This is a genomic window from Paraburkholderia sp. BCC1884 (assembly GCF_900996225.1).
In the GTDB taxonomy this organism is placed as follows: domain Bacteria; phylum Pseudomonadota; class Gammaproteobacteria; order Burkholderiales; family Burkholderiaceae; genus Paraburkholderia.
Map to the genome: position 1 here is coordinate 162,381 of NZ_CAAJGL010000112.1, position 18,356 is coordinate 180,736.

14 protein-coding genes are annotated in these 18,356 nt (G+C 64.4%); 9 read left to right on the top strand and 5 right to left on the bottom strand.

Annotated features, from left to right (window positions below; genetic code table 11):
* Nucleotides 1-36 precede the first annotated feature (36 nt).
* Nucleotides 37-354, top strand: a complete 318-nt coding sequence (locus tag FQ705_RS26350) for a helix-turn-helix domain-containing protein (protein WP_144146049.1) — start codon at nt 37-39, stop codon at nt 352-354.
* 49 nt (nt 355-403) lie between these two features.
* Here FQ705_RS26350 and FQ705_RS26355 read toward each other — a convergent pair whose 3' ends face one another.
* Nucleotides 404-1,153 carry an SDR family oxidoreductase gene (locus FQ705_RS26355; protein ID WP_144146051.1) on the bottom strand — a complete coding sequence of 250 codons (750 nt, stop codon included), beginning with the start codon at nt 1,151-1,153 and terminating at the stop codon, nt 404-406.
* A gap of 265 nt (nt 1,154-1,418) precedes the next feature.
* Here FQ705_RS26355 and FQ705_RS26360 point away from each other — a divergent pair, with 265 nt between their 5' ends.
* Nucleotides 1,419-2,561 (top strand): BMP family ABC transporter substrate-binding protein, encoded by a 1,143-nt coding sequence (locus FQ705_RS26360; protein ID WP_144146053.1) that lies wholly within the window; start codon nt 1,419-1,421, stop codon nt 2,559-2,561.
* A gap of 122 nt (nt 2,562-2,683) precedes the next feature.
* On the opposite strand, the gene FQ705_RS26365 is transcribed toward FQ705_RS26360, so the two are convergent.
* Complete coding sequence (locus FQ705_RS26365) at nt 2,684-3,301, bottom strand: lysozyme inhibitor LprI family protein (protein WP_144146055.1); 618 nt, start codon at nt 3,299-3,301, stop codon at nt 2,684-2,686.
* 167 nt (nt 3,302-3,468) lie between these two features.
* Between FQ705_RS26365 and FQ705_RS26370 the strand changes: the two genes are divergently transcribed.
* The 6 genes from FQ705_RS26370 (at nt 3,469) to FQ705_RS26395 (ending at nt 9,864) form a co-directional block, all read left to right on the top strand.
* Nucleotides 3,469-4,311: an SH3 domain-containing protein gene (locus FQ705_RS26370; protein ID WP_144146057.1), complete on the top strand. Its 843-nt coding sequence runs from the start codon at nt 3,469-3,471 to the stop codon at nt 4,309-4,311.
* Nucleotides 4,312-4,423: 112 nt separating this feature from the next.
* Nucleotides 4,424-6,733 carry a putative bifunctional diguanylate cyclase/phosphodiesterase gene (locus FQ705_RS26375; RefSeq protein ID WP_144146059.1) on the top strand — a complete coding sequence of 770 codons (2,310 nt, stop codon included), beginning with the start codon at nt 4,424-4,426 and terminating at the stop codon, nt 6,731-6,733.
* Nucleotides 6,734-6,932: 199 nt separating this feature from the next.
* The gene (locus FQ705_RS26380; protein WP_144146061.1) at nt 6,933-7,121 is read left to right on the top strand and encodes a hypothetical protein; all 189 of its coding nucleotides are present in this window, start codon (nt 6,933-6,935) and stop codon (nt 7,119-7,121) included.
* A gap of 104 nt (nt 7,122-7,225) precedes the next feature.
* Nucleotides 7,226-8,626 (top strand): FAD-containing oxidoreductase, encoded by a 1,401-nt coding sequence (locus FQ705_RS26385; protein WP_144146063.1) that lies wholly within the window; start codon nt 7,226-7,228, stop codon nt 8,624-8,626.
* 121 nt (nt 8,627-8,747) lie between these two features.
* Entirely contained in the window at nt 8,748-9,323 is a 576-nt protein-coding gene (locus FQ705_RS26390) for a TMEM175 family protein (protein WP_144146065.1), read from the top strand.
* Between the two features lie 52 nt (nt 9,324-9,375).
* Nucleotides 9,376-9,864: a metallophosphoesterase family protein gene (locus FQ705_RS26395; protein ID WP_144146067.1), complete on the top strand. Its 489-nt coding sequence runs from the start codon at nt 9,376-9,378 to the stop codon at nt 9,862-9,864.
* Between the two features lie 114 nt (nt 9,865-9,978).
* On the opposite strand, the gene proP is transcribed toward FQ705_RS26395, so the two are convergent.
* The 3 genes from proP to argA all read right to left on the bottom strand — a co-directional run bounded on the left by proP (nt 9,979) and on the right by argA (nt 13,841).
* Complete coding sequence (proP, locus tag FQ705_RS26400) at nt 9,979-11,481, bottom strand: glycine betaine/L-proline transporter ProP (RefSeq protein WP_260854617.1); 1,503 nt, start codon at nt 11,479-11,481, stop codon at nt 9,979-9,981.
* Between the two features lie 641 nt (nt 11,482-12,122).
* Complete coding sequence (locus FQ705_RS26405; protein ID WP_007181244.1) at nt 12,123-12,395, bottom strand: oxidative damage protection protein; 273 nt, start codon at nt 12,393-12,395, stop codon at nt 12,123-12,125.
* A gap of 57 nt (nt 12,396-12,452) precedes the next feature.
* Nucleotides 12,453-13,841, bottom strand: coding sequence for an amino-acid N-acetyltransferase (gene argA / locus FQ705_RS26410; protein ID WP_144146071.1), 1,389 nt, complete (start codon nt 13,839-13,841; stop codon nt 12,453-12,455).
* Nucleotides 13,842-13,864: 23 nt separating this feature from the next.
* On the opposite strand from argA, the gene hrpA reads away from it, so the two are divergent.
* Nucleotides 13,865-18,280 carry an ATP-dependent RNA helicase HrpA gene (hrpA, locus tag FQ705_RS26415; RefSeq protein ID WP_144146073.1) on the top strand — a complete coding sequence of 1,472 codons (4,416 nt, stop codon included), beginning with the start codon at nt 13,865-13,867 and terminating at the stop codon, nt 18,278-18,280.
* Nucleotides 18,281-18,356: the final 76 nt, after the last annotated feature.

Consider the following 18,356-nt stretch of genomic DNA (forward strand, 5'->3'; position numbering starts at 1 on the left):
CCTGAAAAAAGGCCTGAAAACGAGGAGACGCTCATAATGGAAGACGACGAACTCGATCCGGTGCTGGTTGCCGTGCTGGCACAACTCTGGCGCGCGCATCGGGAAACGCCGGGGGGCACCTGGTCGCTCGCCAGGCTGTCGAAGCAGGCGGGCGTGCCGATGAGCGGCTTGCGGCGTCAGTTGACCGCGCTGGTGGACGGCGGCCTGGTCGAGGCCACCTTCAGCGAAGAAGGCACGGGCACGGCGCGTCTGAGCGACGTCGGCGAAGAACTGTGCGCGGCGCTGTTCGGCGAGGGCGGCGTGCCCGGCGAGGATCCGGCGGACCCGGTGGATCCGGAGCCGAAGATTCACTGAGCCGGGCAGGCAGGGATGCAACCGTTAGCGCTAGCGTTGAAGCGAGCCGTTAAAGCTGGCTCATCCCACCATCGGCGATGATTTCCGTGCCGACGATGAACGCCGATTCCGGCGCGCTCAGATGCAGCACGGTCGAGGCGATTTCCTGCGGCGTGCCGAAGCGGCCGACCGGCACCTGGCTGACAATCTGCGCGGCGGTGGCTTCGAGCGTGGCGGCGTCGAGCCCGAGCTTGCCGTACAAGGGCGTTTGCACCGGGCCCGGACTCACGACATTGACGCGCACGCCGCGCGGCAGCAATTCCGCCGACAGGGTCTTCGCCAGCGAAATCAGCGCCGCCTTGCTCGCCGCGTACACCGACGACGCCGGCATCCCGATATGCGCATTGATCGAACCGTTGATGACGATCGACGCGCCCTTGTTGAGCAACGGCAGCAGCGCCTGAATCTGGAAGTACGCACCTTTCACGTTCGTATTGAACGTCGAATCCCAAAGGGCTTCGTCGACGTCCGCGAACGCTGCGAAGCGGGCCGTGCCGGCATTCACGAATACCGCGTCGAGGCGGATGCCGGCTGCGTGGATCGCGGCGGCCAGATCGCGGGCCGACGCGATCGAGCCGGCGTCGTTCTGCACGGTGACGGCGTTGGGGCCGAGTGCCGCTTTAGCGGCGTCGAGGGCCGCGGCGTCGCGCCCGGTGATGACGACGCGCGCGCCTTCATCGATAAAAGCCTGAGCTGCGGCGAAGCCGATGCCGCTGCTGCCGCCGGTGACGAGAACTGCTTTATCTTGGAAGCGAGTCATTTTGTATCTCCGAAAGAGTGTTGCGGGTTGATGGAGTTGATATTGCGCCGACGCGAACGGCTTGCCGTACCACTTTGCCGATGTACTCGTTCGAAATCATCGAACATGTTTTTTCTCCTACCAAAATACGAATTTCGTTATAGGGCAGATAACGGAAAATAATTTTTCCCATGAAATTGACCTTCGAATATGGCCCCCTATGCTGAACCCTGTCCGGGATATCCCGGACCGGGGCAGGCACGGTCAAACCATCTTCGGAGAATTCATGAAAACAACGCTGGCGCGAGCGCTGCATCATTCATTGCGCATCAAAACAGTTCGGACCCTGCTCGTCGCCGCTGTAGGCGTGAGTGTAGGCGCGACGCTGGCGCTCGGAACCGCGACGGCCGGTGCCGCCACCACGCAGCCGCTCGGCATCGCCTTCGTCTATCTCGGCAATCCGGGCGACGCCGGCTGGACCTATGCGCACGAGCAGGGCGTGAAAGAGGTCGAGGCGAAATACGGCGACAAGATCAAGGTGACGCGGGTCGAGAACGTGCCGGAGTCGGCGGATTCGGAGCGTGTGTTTCGCGATCTGGCGTCCAAGGGCAACAAGATCGTGGTGGGATCGAGCTTCGGCTTCCAGGACTTCGAATTGAAGGTCGCCAAGGACTTCCCGGACACGGTCTTCGAACACGCCACGGGTTACAAGAAGGCGGCCAACTTCGCGACCTATGACGTGCGCACGTACCAGAGCGCGTATCTCGCGGGTCTGGTCGCGGGCTACACGACCAAATCGAACACGCTGGGCTTTGTCGGCTCGGTGCCGGTGCCGGAAGTGGTGCGCAATATCAACGCGTTCACGATGGGCGCGCGTTCGGTCAACCCGAATGCCCGCGTGAAGGTGGTGTGGATCAATAGCTGGTTCGATCCGGGCCGCGAAAAGCAGGCCGCCGAAACGCTGATCGGCCAGGGCGCCGACGTGCTGATCCAGAACACCGATTCGACAGCGACGATGCAGACCGCCGAGCAGAAAAAGGTACATGCCTTCGGTTGGGACTCGGACATGAAGAAGTTCGGACCGAACGCGCAACTGGGTGCATGCGTGAGCAACTGGGGCGTGTACTACACACATCTGGTCGATCAGGTGATGTCCGGGACGTGGAATAACGCGCCGGTCTGGTGGGGGCTGAAGGAGAAAGCGATCGACCTCGCCGACATCAATACGGACGCCGTTTCGCCGGCCGCGCAAAAGGCGTTGAGCCAGAAGCGCGACGACATCATCTCGGGCAAGTTCAACCCGTTCGCCGGGCCGATCGCGGATCAGTCGGGCGCGGTGAAGGTCGCCGCAGGCAAGTCGCTGAGCGACGCCGAACTGCTACGTTTGAACTGGTTCGTGCAGGGCGTGGATGGAGCCTTGCCGAAGTGATCGTTTGATCGGCATGGCGAACTATCGATCATTCTGTCGGCGCGGCTCGTGAGACCACGCCGACAGAACGATAGAGGTTTCATTTCAAACGCTGCCTGCCGGTTGGCAGGCAGCACGCTGTCTCACTGCGCGTCGTCGGCCTGCAACTGCGCCGGCGCCAGCATGGCGACGCCGCAAAACCAGTCGCCCGCGCGCGGCTCGCGCTTCCACTGACTGCCGGTTCCCTTGAGCACAGTGGAACACTGCTCGTTCACCTCGATCCCCGGATGCGCCGCCGTGCATTGAAGCATGGCCATGGCGCTTGCCATGGTGGCGGAGCGAGGTGCGGGGCGCGGCGCATCCAGCTCCGCGGGCCGGGCGGGCTGAGCGGGCAACGGCTCCGCTGCCGCTGCCGGATCGGTGGGCCCGTTTGTCCCCGCCTGCATGCTGTCGATCAGATGCCGCAGTTCATCGATGCGCGTCGCATACCACGTCCCCAAACAGGCCGCATCGCGGCAATTGGCTTCCCGCCAGGCCCATTTGCTGTCACTGTCGTTGAGAAAGGCGCGCCGGTTGCTGACTCGTCGGCGTGCTTTCCAGTACAGTTGGCCCAAAGTGTCGTCGAGCTTCGAGAGCGCGGGATCGTGGCAGATCATTTTCTCGGTGAGCGAACGTCCGCGCGCACAGTCGAAGCTCGTGGCATGAGCGGACAGCGACGCCAGCGTCAGGGTGGCGATCAGGAGAGGGCGAAGGCGTTTCATGGCGGTTCCGGCAGAGCATGGTTTTGTCATGCACTGGATGATCGGCCGGGTTGCCGTTGTGCGGACCTTCGAAAAACGGCTGGATTCAGGCGGGTGGTTACCAGATATTGCCTCGCGGGGCACTCATCGGCAGCCATCGGCACACGGCCTTTGAAACGGGAGAAAGAGTGAAAAGACAACACCTCGTTCGATGTTTTTACGCGGCGGCCGGCTTGCTGGCGCTGCCTGCTGTAGCCAGCGCGCAATCGCAGGCCTACACGAACACCGTGGTCGATGTGCGCGCCGGCCCCGCGCCGGATTACCCGGTCGTGATCCAGGTGCCTGCCGGTGTCCCGTTGACAGTCATGGGATGTATCAGCAACTATCAGTGGTGCGACGTCGCCGCGCCGAATCTGCGCGGTTGGGCTTACGCGGGGAGTCTGAGCTATCCCTACCAGGGCAGCAACGTGCCGGTGATGAGCTACGGCACGGTGATCGGTCTGCCGATCGTCACTTTTTCGCTCGGCGCTTATTGGGGCAACTATTATCGGGGCAGGCCCTGGTACAACCAGCAGTCGCGCTGGTCGCACCATCCGCCGCCACCGCCGCCGCGACCGGGCGCAGGACGGCCACCGGGTGGACATCCGCCGGGCGGACCGCCGCCGGGTCATGGAGGGGGACGCCCGCCGGGCGGACCGCCGCCGGGCCACGGGGGTGGCCGGCCGCCGGGCCCGCCGCCGGGTAACGCGGGTGGTCGGCCGCCGGGAGGACCTCCGCCGGGTAATGCGGGCGGGCGTCCGCCGCAAGGAAACGCGGGCGGTCGTCCACCAGGCGGCCCGCCGCCGGGTAACGCGGGCGGTCGTCCACCAGGCGGCCCGCCGCAAGGCAACGCAGGCGGCCGGCCACCCGGCGGCCAGCAAGGCGGCGGCCATTCGCCGGGCGGTTCACAAAATGGCGGAGGCGGCCGTCCTCAAGGTGGCGGCCCATCGCAAGGAGGCGGCAATAGACCGCCTGGAGGTGGAAACGGCTAAACCTCGCGGGGAAACGCGCATTTCGTGTGAATAATTTGCACGGTCTACGCGTAAACCCCGGTACGCCGCGTAGACTGACTTGCCGATGTTGGGTAAGGGGGGGCGCACATATATGAATTGGGAAGCGACAACAGGTAGCCCGGCGGGCACATCGTCCGAGGGCACCCGCTATCCGCCGGAACTGGCCGAGGAAGTGCTGGACTCGGAGCACTCCGTATTGCGGCTCATCACACGCAATACGCCGCTGCCGGAACTGCTGGACGAAGTCTGCCGCCGCGCTGAAGCGCTGCTCGGCGATGGTGCTGCCTGCTCGATCCTCCTGCTCGACCCCGACGGCATCCATGCCCGGGTCGGCGGCGCGCCGTCCTTGCCGGCGCATTTCAGCGCGTCGATCGACCGCCTCGAGATCGGACCGCAGGTCGGTTCCTGCGGCACCGCCATGTATCAGCGGCGGCTGGTGGTCGCCGAAGACATCGAGACCGATCCGCTGTGGGCCGACTACCGCCACCTTGCTTTGCCAGTCGGCCTGCGCGCCTGCTGGTCGGTGCCGTTCGAAAACGACGCGGGCGTAGTGCTCGGCGCGTTCGCGGTCTATCACCGCGCACCGCGTCGACCCAGCGCGGAGGAAGAAACGATCCTGCGCGATATCGGCCAAAGCGTCGGCCTCGCCGTGCATCAGGACACCATCGCGCAACGCCTCGCACACAGCGAGGAACATCACCGGCTGGTGGTCGACCATCTGATCGAAGGGATCGTCGTGCAGTCGCGCGCGGGCTTCGTGCTCGCCTGCAATCCGAGCGCGCAACGCATGTTGCGCGCAACCCCGCAGATCGTCGGCCGTAGCATCCGCAGTGTAATGACGCGCGCTTTCCACGAAGACGGTTCGCTCGTCACCGCTGCCGAGCAGCCGACCGTGCAGGTGCTCGCCACCGGCAAACCCATGCTCGGTGTAACGATCGGCCTGGAGTTGATCGACGGCGAGGTGATCTGGATCACCGAGAATGTCGTGCCGATCATCAAGCCGGGCGACACCGAACCCAGTTCGGTGCTGATCTCGTTCACCGACATCGGCCCGGTACGCGAAGCCCAACGGCAGCTCAAGTTTCTCGCCACGCGCGACTCGCTCACTGGCCTCTACAACCGCGCCTATGTCACCGACCGCATGCGCGATCTGTTCATGCTGGGGGCGGCGCCCGGCACCGGCGAACTGGCGAGCGTGGCCGTGCTGTACGTCGATCTGGACGGTTTCAAGAAGGTCAACGACACGGCCGGCCACGAGGCCGGCGACGCCTTGCTGTGCAGCGTCGCGGAGCGGCTGTCGGCCTGCGTCGGGCGAGCCGATACGCTCGCGCGGGTGGGTGGCGACGAGTTCGTGATCGTGGTCAGCGCGTACGAGAACACCGGTCGTCTGATCGGGCTCGCGCGCCGCATCCTCGACATGATCGCGGTGCCGTTCGCGGTGGCGGATAACGAGTACTACCTGGGCGCGTCGATCGGCATCAGCCTGTTCCCCGAAGACGGCCAGGACGTCGCCACGCTGATGCGCAACGCCGATTCGGCGATGTATCACGCCAAACAGCGCGGCCGCAACAACTTCCAGTTCTTCACCGCCGAGCTCAACGAGCATCTGCAACGCCGTTTCACGATCGAACAATCGTTGCGGCGCGCGCTGGCCTCCAACGAGCTGAGCCTCGTGTACCAGCCGATCGTCGACAGCCAGGACGGCCGCACGATCGGCGCGGAAGCGCTGCTGCGCTGGTACAACGGCGAGCTGGGCAACGTCTCGCCGGGCGAGTTCATCCCCGTGGCCGAGGACGCCGGCCTGATCGGCGAGATCGGCGGCTGGGTGCTGGCGCGGGCCTGCGAGCAGGCGGCGCAGTGGCGGCGCACGCTCGCGCCGGACCTGATCGTGGCGGTCAACCTGTCGCCGCGGCAGTTCAACGACGGGCTGGTGGAGCGCATCGAGCGTTGTCTCGCGCAATCCGGGCTGGAACCCTCGGCGCTCGAACTGGAGATCACCGAACGGCTGCTGATGAGCGACAGCGACACCGTACTGCCCATGCTGAGCGCGCTGAACACGCTCGGCGTGCGGATTTCCGTCGACGACTTCGGCACCGGCTACTCGTCGCTCTCCTATCTGAAGCGCTTCCCGCTGCATAACCTGAAGATCGACCGGTCGTTCGTGGCCGGTTTGCCGGATCATCGCGATTCCATTGCGATTACCCAGGCGGTGGTGGCGATGGCGCATTCGCTCGGCATGAACGTCACGGCCGAAGGCGTGGAAACCGTCGAACAGGCAGAATTTCTGCGCGCCATCGACTGCGACAAGCAGCAGGGCTACCTCTACAGCCGGCCGGTCGGGGCGAGCGCCTACGCCCGCAGCCTGCACGACGCGCAGATGGGCATGGCCGACGCCGGCTGACGCGCATTGGCGAAAACGCGGGCCGGGGTGCGGCCGCTCAGCCGGCCCGGCCCGGCCAGTCCAAGCCGATTGTTCAGTTTTCCAAACAAGTGCCTTCACGTTAGCGGTATTTATCCGCGGGCGCTGTCTCTCTACAATCCTCCCATCGAAACGTATATTGAGCGTGGAACCGAAGCGGGGCCATGCAATGGGAGCAGTCATGCCAGCTTTGATCAAGAACCAGCTTTACCGGCCCTCGGTGGTCCTGCCGATGGTGGCCCTCATGCAGGTGATGGTGTCGCAGGATTTCAATCTCGGCCAGGTCGGCTGGGTCGTTGCCACGCGCGGTGCGCAGGCGGCGCTGCAACGTTCGCGCGAATTGATTTGCGCCGCGTATTGCGAAGTTTGAGTTCGCGAGTCCCGTCATAAAGTCGTAAAAGGCAGCCACAGGACCCGCCCGAGGCGCTGAGGGTAAGATGCTACGACCAGCAATTCAGCCTCGGGAGCGTTGCCATGCCACAGCACTTCGACGCAGTCGTGATCGGTACCGGACAAGGCGGCTCGCCGCTCGCCGTGCGCCTCGGTCAAAGCGGTCGTAAAACCGCCGTCATCGAACGCGGCGCGTTCGGCGGCACCTGCGTGAATGTCGGCTGTACGCCCACCAAGTCTTACGTGGCCAGCGCCCGGGCCGCGCACGTCGCGCGCCATGCGGGCGATCTCGGCGTGCAGATCGGCGGGGCGATCAGCGTCGATCTGCCGGCGGTCAAGGCGCGCAAGGACCGCATCATCGGCGAATCGCGTGACGGCGTGGAGAAATGGCTGCGCGGCGCGGACAACGTCACCGTGTTCAATGGCCATGCGCGCTTCACCGGCCCGCATTCCCTGAGCGTGAGCGCACCCGACGGTTCAGTGCTGCAAGAGCTCAGCGCCGACGAAATCTTCATCAACACCGGCACGCGCGCGGTCGTGCCGCCGCTCGAAGGTCTCGAGCGGATTCGCTATTACACCAACTCCAATCTGCTCGAACTGACGGAACTGCCGGCTCATCTGGCGATCGTCGGCGGCAGTTATATCGCGCTGGAATTCGCGCAGATCTTTCGCCGTTTCGGCAGCGAAGTGACGGTACTCGTGCGCGGCGATCGCCTGCTTACACGTGAAGACGCCGATTTCGCCAGGTCCGTGCAGACCGTGCTGGCGCGCGAGGGCGTCGAGTTCCGCTTCAACGTGCAGCCGTCGCGGGTCGAACCGCATCCGCATCACGAGGGCCGCGTGTGCATCGGCTTCGAGCAGAACCTGCCGGCGCTGGAAGCGTCGCATCTGCTGTTCGCCACCGGCCGTGAGCCCAACACCGACGACCTCGGCCTCGCCGCCGCCGGCATCGCGACCGACAGGCACGGCACCATTCCCGTGGACGGCCAGTTGCGCACCAACGTGCCGGGCGTCTGGGCGATCGGCGACGTCAACGGCCGCGGCGCCTTCACGCATACGTCCTACGACGACTTCCAGATCGTCGCGGCCAACCTGCTCGACGGCGGCTCGCGCACGGTCGATACGCGGATCATGGCCTACGCCGTGTTCGTCGATCCGCCGCTCGCACGCGTCGGCATGTCGGAGGCGGAAGTGCGCAAGGACGGCCGCGAGGCGCTGATCGCCACCATGCCGATGTCGCGCGTGGGCCGCGCGCGCGAACGCGGCGAAACCGATGGCTTCATGAAGGCGCTGGTCGACGCGCACACCAAACAGATTCTCGGCGCGGCGATCCACGGCGTCGAAGGCGACGAGGCGATTCACACCTTCATCGACATCATGACGGCGGGCGCGCCGTATCCGACCTTGCAGTTCGCGATGCATATTCATCCGACCATCAGCGAGCTGGTGCCGACGCTGCTCGACCGACTCGAGCCGCTGAAGTAAGCGCGCCGAAGCGCATCGACAAAGACTGAGCGCATCGCCGATAATCGGCCTCGGCGCGGGTCGTCTGCGAGGCGTGGGCGAGCGGTGCGCCCAACCGCATTCATCTTCAGGAATTCCGCCGATGGGCAAGGGACGTGTCGAGGCCTTCAGCGATGGCGTGATCGCCATCATCATCACGATCATGGTGCTCGAATTGAAGGTGCCGGAGGGCTTCGATCTCGCCGCGCTGCGCCCCGTGTTGCCCGTGTTCTGCGCGTACGTGCTGAGCTTCATTTATGTCGGCATCTACTGGAACAACCATCACCACCTGTTCCATGCCGTGCAGAAGGTCAACGGCGCGGTGCTGTGGGCCAATCTGCATCTGCTGTTCTGGCTGTCGCTGTTGCCCGCCGTCACGCATTGGGTCGGTGAAAACCATCTGGCCGCCATGCCGATCGCCATGTACGGCGTCGTGCTGTTCATGTCGGCGATCGCGTATTTCATCCTGACGCGCGTCCTGATCCGCGAGCATGGCCGCGATTCGACGCTCGCGAAAGCGGTCGGTAACGACTTCAAGGGCAAGGTTTCGGTGGTGATCTATCTGGCGGGGATTGCGCTGGCGTTCGTCGTGCCGTGGGGCTCGCTCGCGCTTTACACGCTCGCGGCCGGCTGGTGGCTGGTGCCGGACCGGCGTATCGAACACGTGCTGGAGGCGTAGGCATGGTGCTCGCACTCGCATTCGCAGTAGAGCCCGTGCTGGTACCGGCACCATGACGTCGCGTCAACACGCTTCCAGCGCTTCCCGTATCGGACTGGTCTCCGATACGCACAACCTCGTGCGTCCCGAGGCGCTGGCTTATCTCGCGGGCTGTGACGCCATCGTTCACGCCGGGGACATCTGCAATCAGGCCGTGCTCGACGCGCTCGTGCAGATTGCGCCGGTCACGGCGGTTCGGGGCAACAACGACACCGGCGAATGGGCCGCGTCGTTCCCCACACACGCGAAACTCACCGTGCAGCAGGTGACGATCCTCGTCGTGCACGATATCGCGGATGTAGGCGCCGATCCACGCAGCGAAGGTATCCACGTAGTGGTGACGGGTCATTCGCACAAACCTTCGATCAGCGAGCGCGACGGCGTGCTGTTCGTCAATCCCGGTAGCGCCGGACCACGTCGTTTCAAGTTGCCTGTTTCCGCGGGCATGCTGATCGTGGAAGGCGCGCAGGCCAGCGCCACGTTCGAGTCGCTGCTGACGTAAAAAAACGGGCTGGCAAATCATTGCCAGCCCGCTTTCGGACGGAGTCGCAGGGCGACTGTCAGTGCGCGTAGTACGTGCCGCGAGCGGACAGGTCGCTCACGGACTCACTCACGTTCAGGCACGCGCCGTTGCCGCTGCGGCATAACGTTCATCCATTTCTTCCGCTTCACGTTCGCCGCGCAGCACGGCATGCGCTTCCGCACGCGTGGCCACCGACGGACCCGAGCCGAGCAGCGGCTTGCGCGCCGTCTCACGCAACGCGACCACCGACACGATACCGATCAGCGACGCGCCCATCAGGTAGTACGCGGGCATCATCAGATTGCCGGTGCTGCCGACCAGCCACGCGGTCACCAGCGGCGTCGTCCCGCCGAACAGCGACACCGAAATATTGAAGCCGATCGCCAGCGCGCCGTAGCGAATGCTGGTCGGGAACAGCGCCGGCAGTGCCGACGGCATCACGCCGCAGAAGCACGACAGCACCACGCCAAGGATCAGCAATCCACCGAACACCGGCAGCAGCGTGCCCATCTGGATCAACAGGAGCGAAGGGATCGCCAGCGCGAACAGGGCCACGCAGCCGGCCAGCATCACCGGCTTGCGACCGACCGTGTCGGACAGACGTCCGGCGGCGATCGTCATCGGCATCATCAGCACCATCACGGCCAGCACGACGAACAGACCATGCGTTTCGTCGAAGTGCAGCGTCGCCGACAGATAGCTCGGCAGATAGGACAGCGCCATGTAGTCGGTCACGTTGAAGATCAGCACGAGGCCGACGCATAAAAGCAGCGGGCGCCATTGCTGCACGAGCAGATCGCGGAACGATTGCCTGGGCGCCGCTTTGTCTTCGGCTTCGCGTTGCTCGGCCTGCTTCTTGAATGCGGGCGTTTCTTCGAGCTTCATGCGGATAAACAGACCGATCAGACCCAGCGGGCCCGCGATCATGAACGGCACGCGCCAGCCCCAGCTCAACAGCGATTCCTGCGAGAGCGTGGCGGTCAGCACCGCGACCGTGCCCGCGCCGAGCACGTAACCGATCAGTGTGCCGAATTCGAGAAAGCTGCCCATGAATCCGCGGCGCTTGTCGGTCGAGAATTCGGCGATGAAGGTGGCCGCGCCACCGTATTCGCCACCCGTCGAGAAGCCTTGTACGAGACGCGCCACCAGCAACAGCACCGGCGCCATGATGCCGATCGAGTGGTAGCTCGGAATCAGGCCGATCGCGAAGGTGCCGAGCGCCATCATGATCATGGTCATCGCAAGCACGCGCTGACGGCCGATCTTGTCGCCGAGCGGGCCGAACACCATGCCGCCGATCGGGCGCACGAGGAAGGCTGCCGCGAACGTGCCAAAGGTCGCGATCAACTGCGCGGACGGGTTGCTGGACGGGAAAAAGACTTTGCCGAGGGTCACGGCGATGTAGCTGTACACGCCGAAATCGAACCATTCCATCGCGTTGCCGAGCGCCATCGCGCCGACGGCACGCTTGAGGAGGGAATGGTCGACGACCGTGATGTCGTCGAGAGTGAGGCGATCTTCTTCTTTTTTGTGTCGCCAGAAGCCGTTGCTGGAAGCGGTCAAGGTGAAAACTCCAATGACTGCGGCAAAACGCATGAACGTTCCGCCACGGGTGCTGGGGAAGTGCAGTTTCGCGAGCAAGGCGATGGCCTCCGCCTCGCCGCGATCGGCGAAGAAGGAGAGGGCGCAAAAGAAAGCAGAACGCCCGTGCCTCGCGAACAATTCGCGAAAAAACACTCGTCTAGATTGTGCTTGCTGTTGCACCTGCGTGGCCGTTGAAGGGGGGCAGATGCATGAGGACGCTGGGGTTGGCTGAGAGCCGGCCCATGCGCCGCTGGAAGGCTTGAAACGAAAAAGGCCGGTGTTGAATCGCCGCTCACGCGGGGAAAACGACCGACGAGCCTTCTTGTATAAAAACTGTCCGATTCAGGGCGGCGCGCGCAACGCGAGCCGGATTGAAAAGAACGTGAATGAAGGTGTAATGCTGTTTGAACGATGCACATGATAGCACGATAACAGAGGATCGTGCAAACCCGAGGCTCGGCCGGACCCTCGGCGAGGGCGCTCAATCCCTTGCCTGGTGGGGGATTGCGGCAGGTCGGACCGGTCTGAAAAAGAGGCTTAAAAGTGCAGCGGAATGTACCGTTTGGAGAGTTTCAGCTGGACCGTTTGTGGATCGTTCAGGCGAAAAAAATCCGCGCACGCGGCGCGGATTTTTTCGCTACGAAAACCCGGACTCAAGCCGACGGCGGCACATAACCTTGCGCCGTATCCGCGCCTTCGCCGAAGAAAAACTTCTCGGTCTGCTTCATCAGGTACTGGCGTGCGCGCGGATCGGCCATGTTCAGGCGGTTTTCGTTGATCAGCATGGTTTGCTGCTTCAACCAGGCTTGCCACGCTTCCTTCGAAATGCTTTCGTAGATCCGCTTGCCGAGTTCGCCGGGCAGCGGCGGGAAATCGAGGCCTTCGGCTTCCTTGCCGAGCTTCGCGCATTGAACCATACGAGTCATGCTGTGCTTCTCCTAATCGATGTGTGGGGGCGGGCAGTCGCGCTTATATGAGGCCGCTCAGAGCTGTTTCATCAGCACGAGCGATTTGCGCTGCCAGTTATAGAGTCGGCGACGGTCTTCCGGCAGGTCGTCGACCGTGACCTTGACGAAGCCGCGCTTGAGGAACCAGTGCTCGGTGCGCGTGGTGAGCACGAAAATGCGCGTCAGGCCGCGCGCTCGCGCGCGTTGCTCGATGCGTTTGAGCAGACGCTCGCCGTCGCCCGTGCCTTGCGCTTCGGGGGCGACCGTGAGGCAGGCCATTTCGCCGATACGCTCCTGCGTGTACGGATACAGCGCCGCGCAGCCGAACAGCACGCCATCGTGCTCGATCACCGAGAAATGGTCGATGTCGCGTTCGATCTGGTGGCGACCGCGCCGCACCAGCGTGCCGTCCGATTCGAGAGGCTCGATCAGCGAGAGAATGCCGCCGACGTCGTCCGGCGTGGCTTCGCGCAGGCTTTCGAGGTTCTCGTACGAGATCATCGTGCCCACGCCGTCGTGCAGGAACAGTTCGAGCAGCAGACTGCCGTCGAGCGCGTAGGGGATGATGTGCGCCCGTGCCACGCCGCCGCGGCAGGCGCGGATCGAATGCTTGAGGTAGAAGCCCGCGTCGCCGGTGACCTCGCCGCTTTCGTGCAGCTTGTAGGCGTCGTCGAGCGAGAGTTCGCGGACCAGTTCCACGCCTTCTTCGCCGGCTTCCATCAGACCCGGCGTTTCGGTCAGGAACACGATCTTGTCGGCGCGCAGCGCGATGGCGGCAGCCGAGGCGACGTCTTCCATCGCCAGATTGAAGGCTTCGCCGGTCGGCGAGAAGCCGAGCGGCGAGAGCAGCACCAGCTTGCGGCTCGCGAGCGAATGGCGGATCGAATCCGCGTCGATCTTGCGCACCACGCCGGTGTGGGCGAAATCGACGCCGTCCAGAATACCGACCGGGCGCGCGGTCACGAAATTGCCCGACACTACACTGATGTGCGCGTGCGCCATCGGCGTGTTCGGCAAGCCCTGGCTGATCGCGGCTTCGATATCCAGACGCACTTCGCCGGCCGCTTCTTTCGCGGACTCGAGGGCGCGCGCGTCGGTGATGCGCATGCCGTGCGAAAACTCGGACTCGACGCCGTGCAGACTCATCTGCTCCTCGACCTGCGGTCGCGACCCGTGCACCAGAACGATCTGGATGCCCATCGCCTGCAGCAGCGCGATGTCGGACACGAGCGCATTCAGGAGCCCCTGATGCACCACCTCGCCGCCGAAACCGACGACGAAAGTCTTGTTACGGAACGCATGGATGTAAGGGGCGACGGAGCGCATCCAGTCGACGAATTGCGCGTGCTGGGCGAGATTTTCCGTTGCTCCGGCGGGGGCCGGAACGCTCGCGGGCGCGGGGACGAGGTCGGTTTGGGAATTCATGCCGGGGATTATAATGCGCCCCCATGTCGAATGTACCCAAAAGTCCCGCTGCGGCGAACGAGAATCCGGCGCCGGCCGCCGATCAGGCGAAAGCCGGCGACGCTGAGCGCCGTCCTGAGCAGGACGTGAACCGGAACGCGCCGAAAACGGCGCGCGAGCCACGTCGCTCCGGCGCAGGTGTCGAACCGCAGGCGCAGAGAAAAAATCCGCCGCGCGACGCCGCGCAGGCGCCGAATCAGCCGAATCAGCCGAATCAGCCGAATCAGCCCCATCAACCCAAACGTGGCGATGGTCGCGCTGAGCAGCGCAGACGTGCGCCTGCGCAGGGCGGCGAAGCGCGTGTGGATCAGCCGCGTCGCGCGCAGGCTCAAGGTAACGAATCGCGCCGTGAAGCCGACGCGCCCGCGCAAAACGGACCGCGATCGAAAGACGGCGAGCGTCAACCGCGCCGCGAGCCGCGTGCGCCGCGGGTCGTCGAGCCGAATCCGATTCCGCCGATCACTTTCCCCGAAGCGCTGCCGGTGTCCGCTCGCCGCGACGAGATCGCCAAGGCCATCGCGGAGAATCAGGTCGTGATCGTGTCGGGCGAGACGGGCTCGGGCAAGACTACCCAGTTGCCGAAGATCTGCCTCACGTTGGGGCGCGGACTCGGCGCGGGCGGTGCCGGACTGATCGGTCATACGCAGCCGCGCCGGATCGCGGCCTCGGCAACCGGTCGTCGCATCGCCGAAGAACTCGGCACGCCGTTCGGCGAAGTGGTCGGCTACAAGGTGCGGTTTACCGACAATCTGTCGCCGGGCGCGTCGGTCAAATTGATGACCGACGGGATTCTGCTCGCGGAAACGCAGACCGATCCGCTGCTCAAGGCCTACGACACGCTGATCATCGACGAAGCGCATGAGCGCAGCCTGAACATCGATTTTCTGCTCGGCTATCTGAAGGAAATCCTCGCCAAACGTCCCGATCTGAAACTGATCGTGACCTCGGCGACCATCGACGCCGATCGTTTCGCGCGCCACTTCGGCAGCGACGAGAAGCCCGCGCCGGTAATCGAAGTGAGCGGTCGGCTCTATCCGGTGGAGGTGCGCTACCGGCCGGTCGTGGAAGACAGCCCGGCAGTCAAGGCGGCCGAAGGCACCGCGTCGGCGCAATCCTCCTCACGCGGCGAGCGCCCGAAAACCCAGCGCGAAACCGATCGCGATCTGATGGAAGCGATCGTCGACGCCGTCGACGAACTGTGCCGCGAAGGCCCCGGCGACGTGCTGGTGTTCCTGCCTGGCGAGCGCGAGATCCGCGATGCCGCCGAAGCATTGCGCAAGCACCATCCGCCGCACACGGAAATTCTGCCGCTGTTCGCGCGGCTCTCCGCGTCCGATCAGGAGCGCGTGTTCCGCACCTCGAACGCGCGACGCATCGTGCTGGCCACCAACGTCGCCGAGACCTCGCTAACGGTGCCGGGCATCCGCTACGTGGTCGATACCGGACTTGCGCGCGTGAAGCGCTACTCGTATCGCAACAAGGTCGAGCAGTTGCAGGTCGAGTCGATTTCGCAGGCCGCGGCGAATCAGCGGGCCGGGCGTTGCGGACGGGTCGCCGACGGTATCTGCATCCGTCTCTACGAGGAAAGCGACTACCAGGGCCGCGTGCGCTTTACGGACCCGGAGATTCTGCGGTCGTCGCTGGCCTCGGTGATTCTGCGCATGAAGTCGCTGCATCTGACGGCGATCGAAACGTTTCCGTTCATCGAGCCGCCGCCCGGCCGCGCCATCGCCGACGGTTATCAGCTGCTCAACGAACTCGGCGCCGTCGACGACGACAACCAGCTCACGACGCTCGGCCGCGAACTCGCGCGTCTGCCGCTCGATCCGCGTGTCGGCCGGATGATTCTGGCGGCGCGCGATCAGCAGGCGTTGAAGGAAGTGCTCATCATCGCGAGCGCGTTGTCGGTGCAGGACCCGCGCGACCGGCCGATCGAGGCGCAGGAGCAGGCCGACCAGGCGCATCGCCGTTTCGCCGACGAGCGCTCCGAATTTCTGCAGTGGCTGAAGATCTGGAACTGGTTCGAAGAAGCGATTGCGCACAAGAAGTCGAACAAGCAGTTGCACGAGGAGTGTCGCAAGAATTTCCTCTCGCAATTGCGCCTGCGCGAATGGCGCGACGTCCACTCGCAACTGCTGACGGTGGTGCGCGAACACGGCTGGCGTCTGAATGAAGCGGAAGCCACGTTCGAGCAGATCCATCTCGCGCTGTTGACCGGGCTGCTCGGCAACATCGGCCTCAAAGCCGACGACGAGCCTTACTACCTCGGCGCACGCAGCATCAAGTTCTACCTGTGGCCGGGTTCGGCGCTCGTGAAGAAAGCGGGCAAATGGGTGATGGCGGCGGAACTGGTGGAGACGAGCCGTCTGTACGCACGCTGCATCGCGAAGATCGAGCCGGAGTGGATCGAAAAGATCGGCTCGCATCTGCTGAAGACGTCGCTTTCCGAACCGCATTGGGAAAAGCGCGCGGCGCAGGTGTCCGCGTTCGAGCGCGCGGTGTTGTACGGTCTGCCGATTTATCACCGGCGGCGCGTGAGCTTCGGCAAACAGGACCCGGCGCGCGCGCGTGAGCTATTCATCCGCGGCGCGCTGGTGGAAGGCGAATTCGATACCAAGCTCGCGTTTTTCGCGCATAACCGCAAGCTGCTCGCCGACATCGAGCAACTCGAACACAAGTCGCGCCGTCAGGACGTGCTGGTGGACGACGAACTGATTTTCGCGTTCTACGATCAGGCGCTGCCCAGGGGCATTTATACCGGCGCGTCGTTCGAACGCTGGTATCGCGACGAAGTGAAGAACAGCGGCCAGGCGGAAGACAAGCTGCGCCTGCTGTATCTGTCGCGTGACGATCTGATGCGGCACGAAGCCGCCGGCGTCACGACCGATCTGTTCCCGAAGCGTATGACGATGTCGGGCGTCGAGATGGTGCTCACGTATCACTTCGAGCCAGGCTCGCCGCGCGACGGCGTGACGCTCGCCGTGCCGCTCTATGCACTGAATCAGGTCGATGCGCGCCGCTGCGAATGGCTCGTGCCCGGCATGCTCAAAGAAAAGGCGCAACTGCTGCTGAAGTCTTTGCCGCAGAAGTTGCGGCGGCATTGCGTGCCGTTGCCGGAGTTCGCGGCGGGATTCGTCGACCGGCATGGCGGCGCGCGCTTCGGTGCGGGCGGTTTGCTGGAGACGCTGATCGCCGACGTGCGCGAGCAGACCCAGGTCGCGATGAAGCACTCCGACTTCAAGCTGGAGACCTTGACGCCGCATCTGTTCATGAATTTCAAGGTCATCGACGAGCACGGGCGGCAGCTCGCGATGGGCCGCAATCTCTCGCAACTGCGCGCGGAATTGGGCGGCCAGGCGCAGCAGCATTTTCAGAAGATCGCGTCGAGCGCGGCCGGTGCGGCGTTGGCGGATGCGGGCGGCGGCGGTGGAATCGCCTCCGCGTTGCAGCCGTCGTCGGCGGCGGGCGGAATCGCGCAACGCGGCAAGGGCGCCGCCATCGCGTCAGGTCCGCAATCCGCATCGGCGGGCGGCGCGCCAGGCACCGCACTGTACGAGAAGCTGACGACGTGGAACTTCGGCAAGCTGCCGGAGTTGCTCGAAATTCGCCGGGGAGGCCAGACGCTGTTCGGCTATCCCGCGCTGGTGGATCGCGGTACGCACTGCGATGTGGAGGTGTTCGATTCACCGGACGAAGCCGCGCGTATTCATCGCGCGGGCTTGCGGCGTCTGGTCGCGTTGCAGCTGAAAGAGCCGATCAAGTATCTGGAGAAGAATCTGCCGGGCTTGCGCGAAATGGCGATGCAGTTCATGACGCGCGGCACGCAGGAAGAGTTGCGCGATCAACTGATCGATACCGCGCTCGACCGGGCCTGTCTGCAGGAGCCGTTGCCCGACGACGAGGCGTCGTTCCATACGCGTCGCGACGAAGGTCGCAGCAGGCTGACCTTGTTGGCCCAGGAGATCGCGCGTCTGGCCGGGCAGATTCTTGCCGAATACGCGAGCGTGACGAAGAAGCTGGTACAGGCGAAGTCGTTCACGGCCGCGCACGCCGACATGCAGACCCAGCTCGATACGCTGATCGGCAAGCGCTTCGTGGTCGATACGCCGTACGCGCAGCTTGCGCATTTTCCTCGCTATCTGAAAGGGATTGCGCTGCGCATCGACAAGCTGAAGGCCGACTCGGCGCGCGACGCGCGGCAGTTCGCCGAGTTTCAACCTTTGCTGCAGAACTATCAGCGCGCCGTGGCGCAACGCGGTGGCGTGCTCGATCCGCGTCTGTCGGAGTTCCGCTGGCTGCTCGAAGAGTTGCGCATTTCGCTGTTTGCTCAGGAACTGCGTACGCCGATGCCGGTGTCCGTCAAACGACTCTACAAGGTGTGGGAGTCCATGCAGCGCTGAGCGCATCGGCAGGCGGTGAGCAGGACGCGCGGCGCGGTTCGGCGATGAACCGGCGCCGCGCGTGCCGGGATGCAGG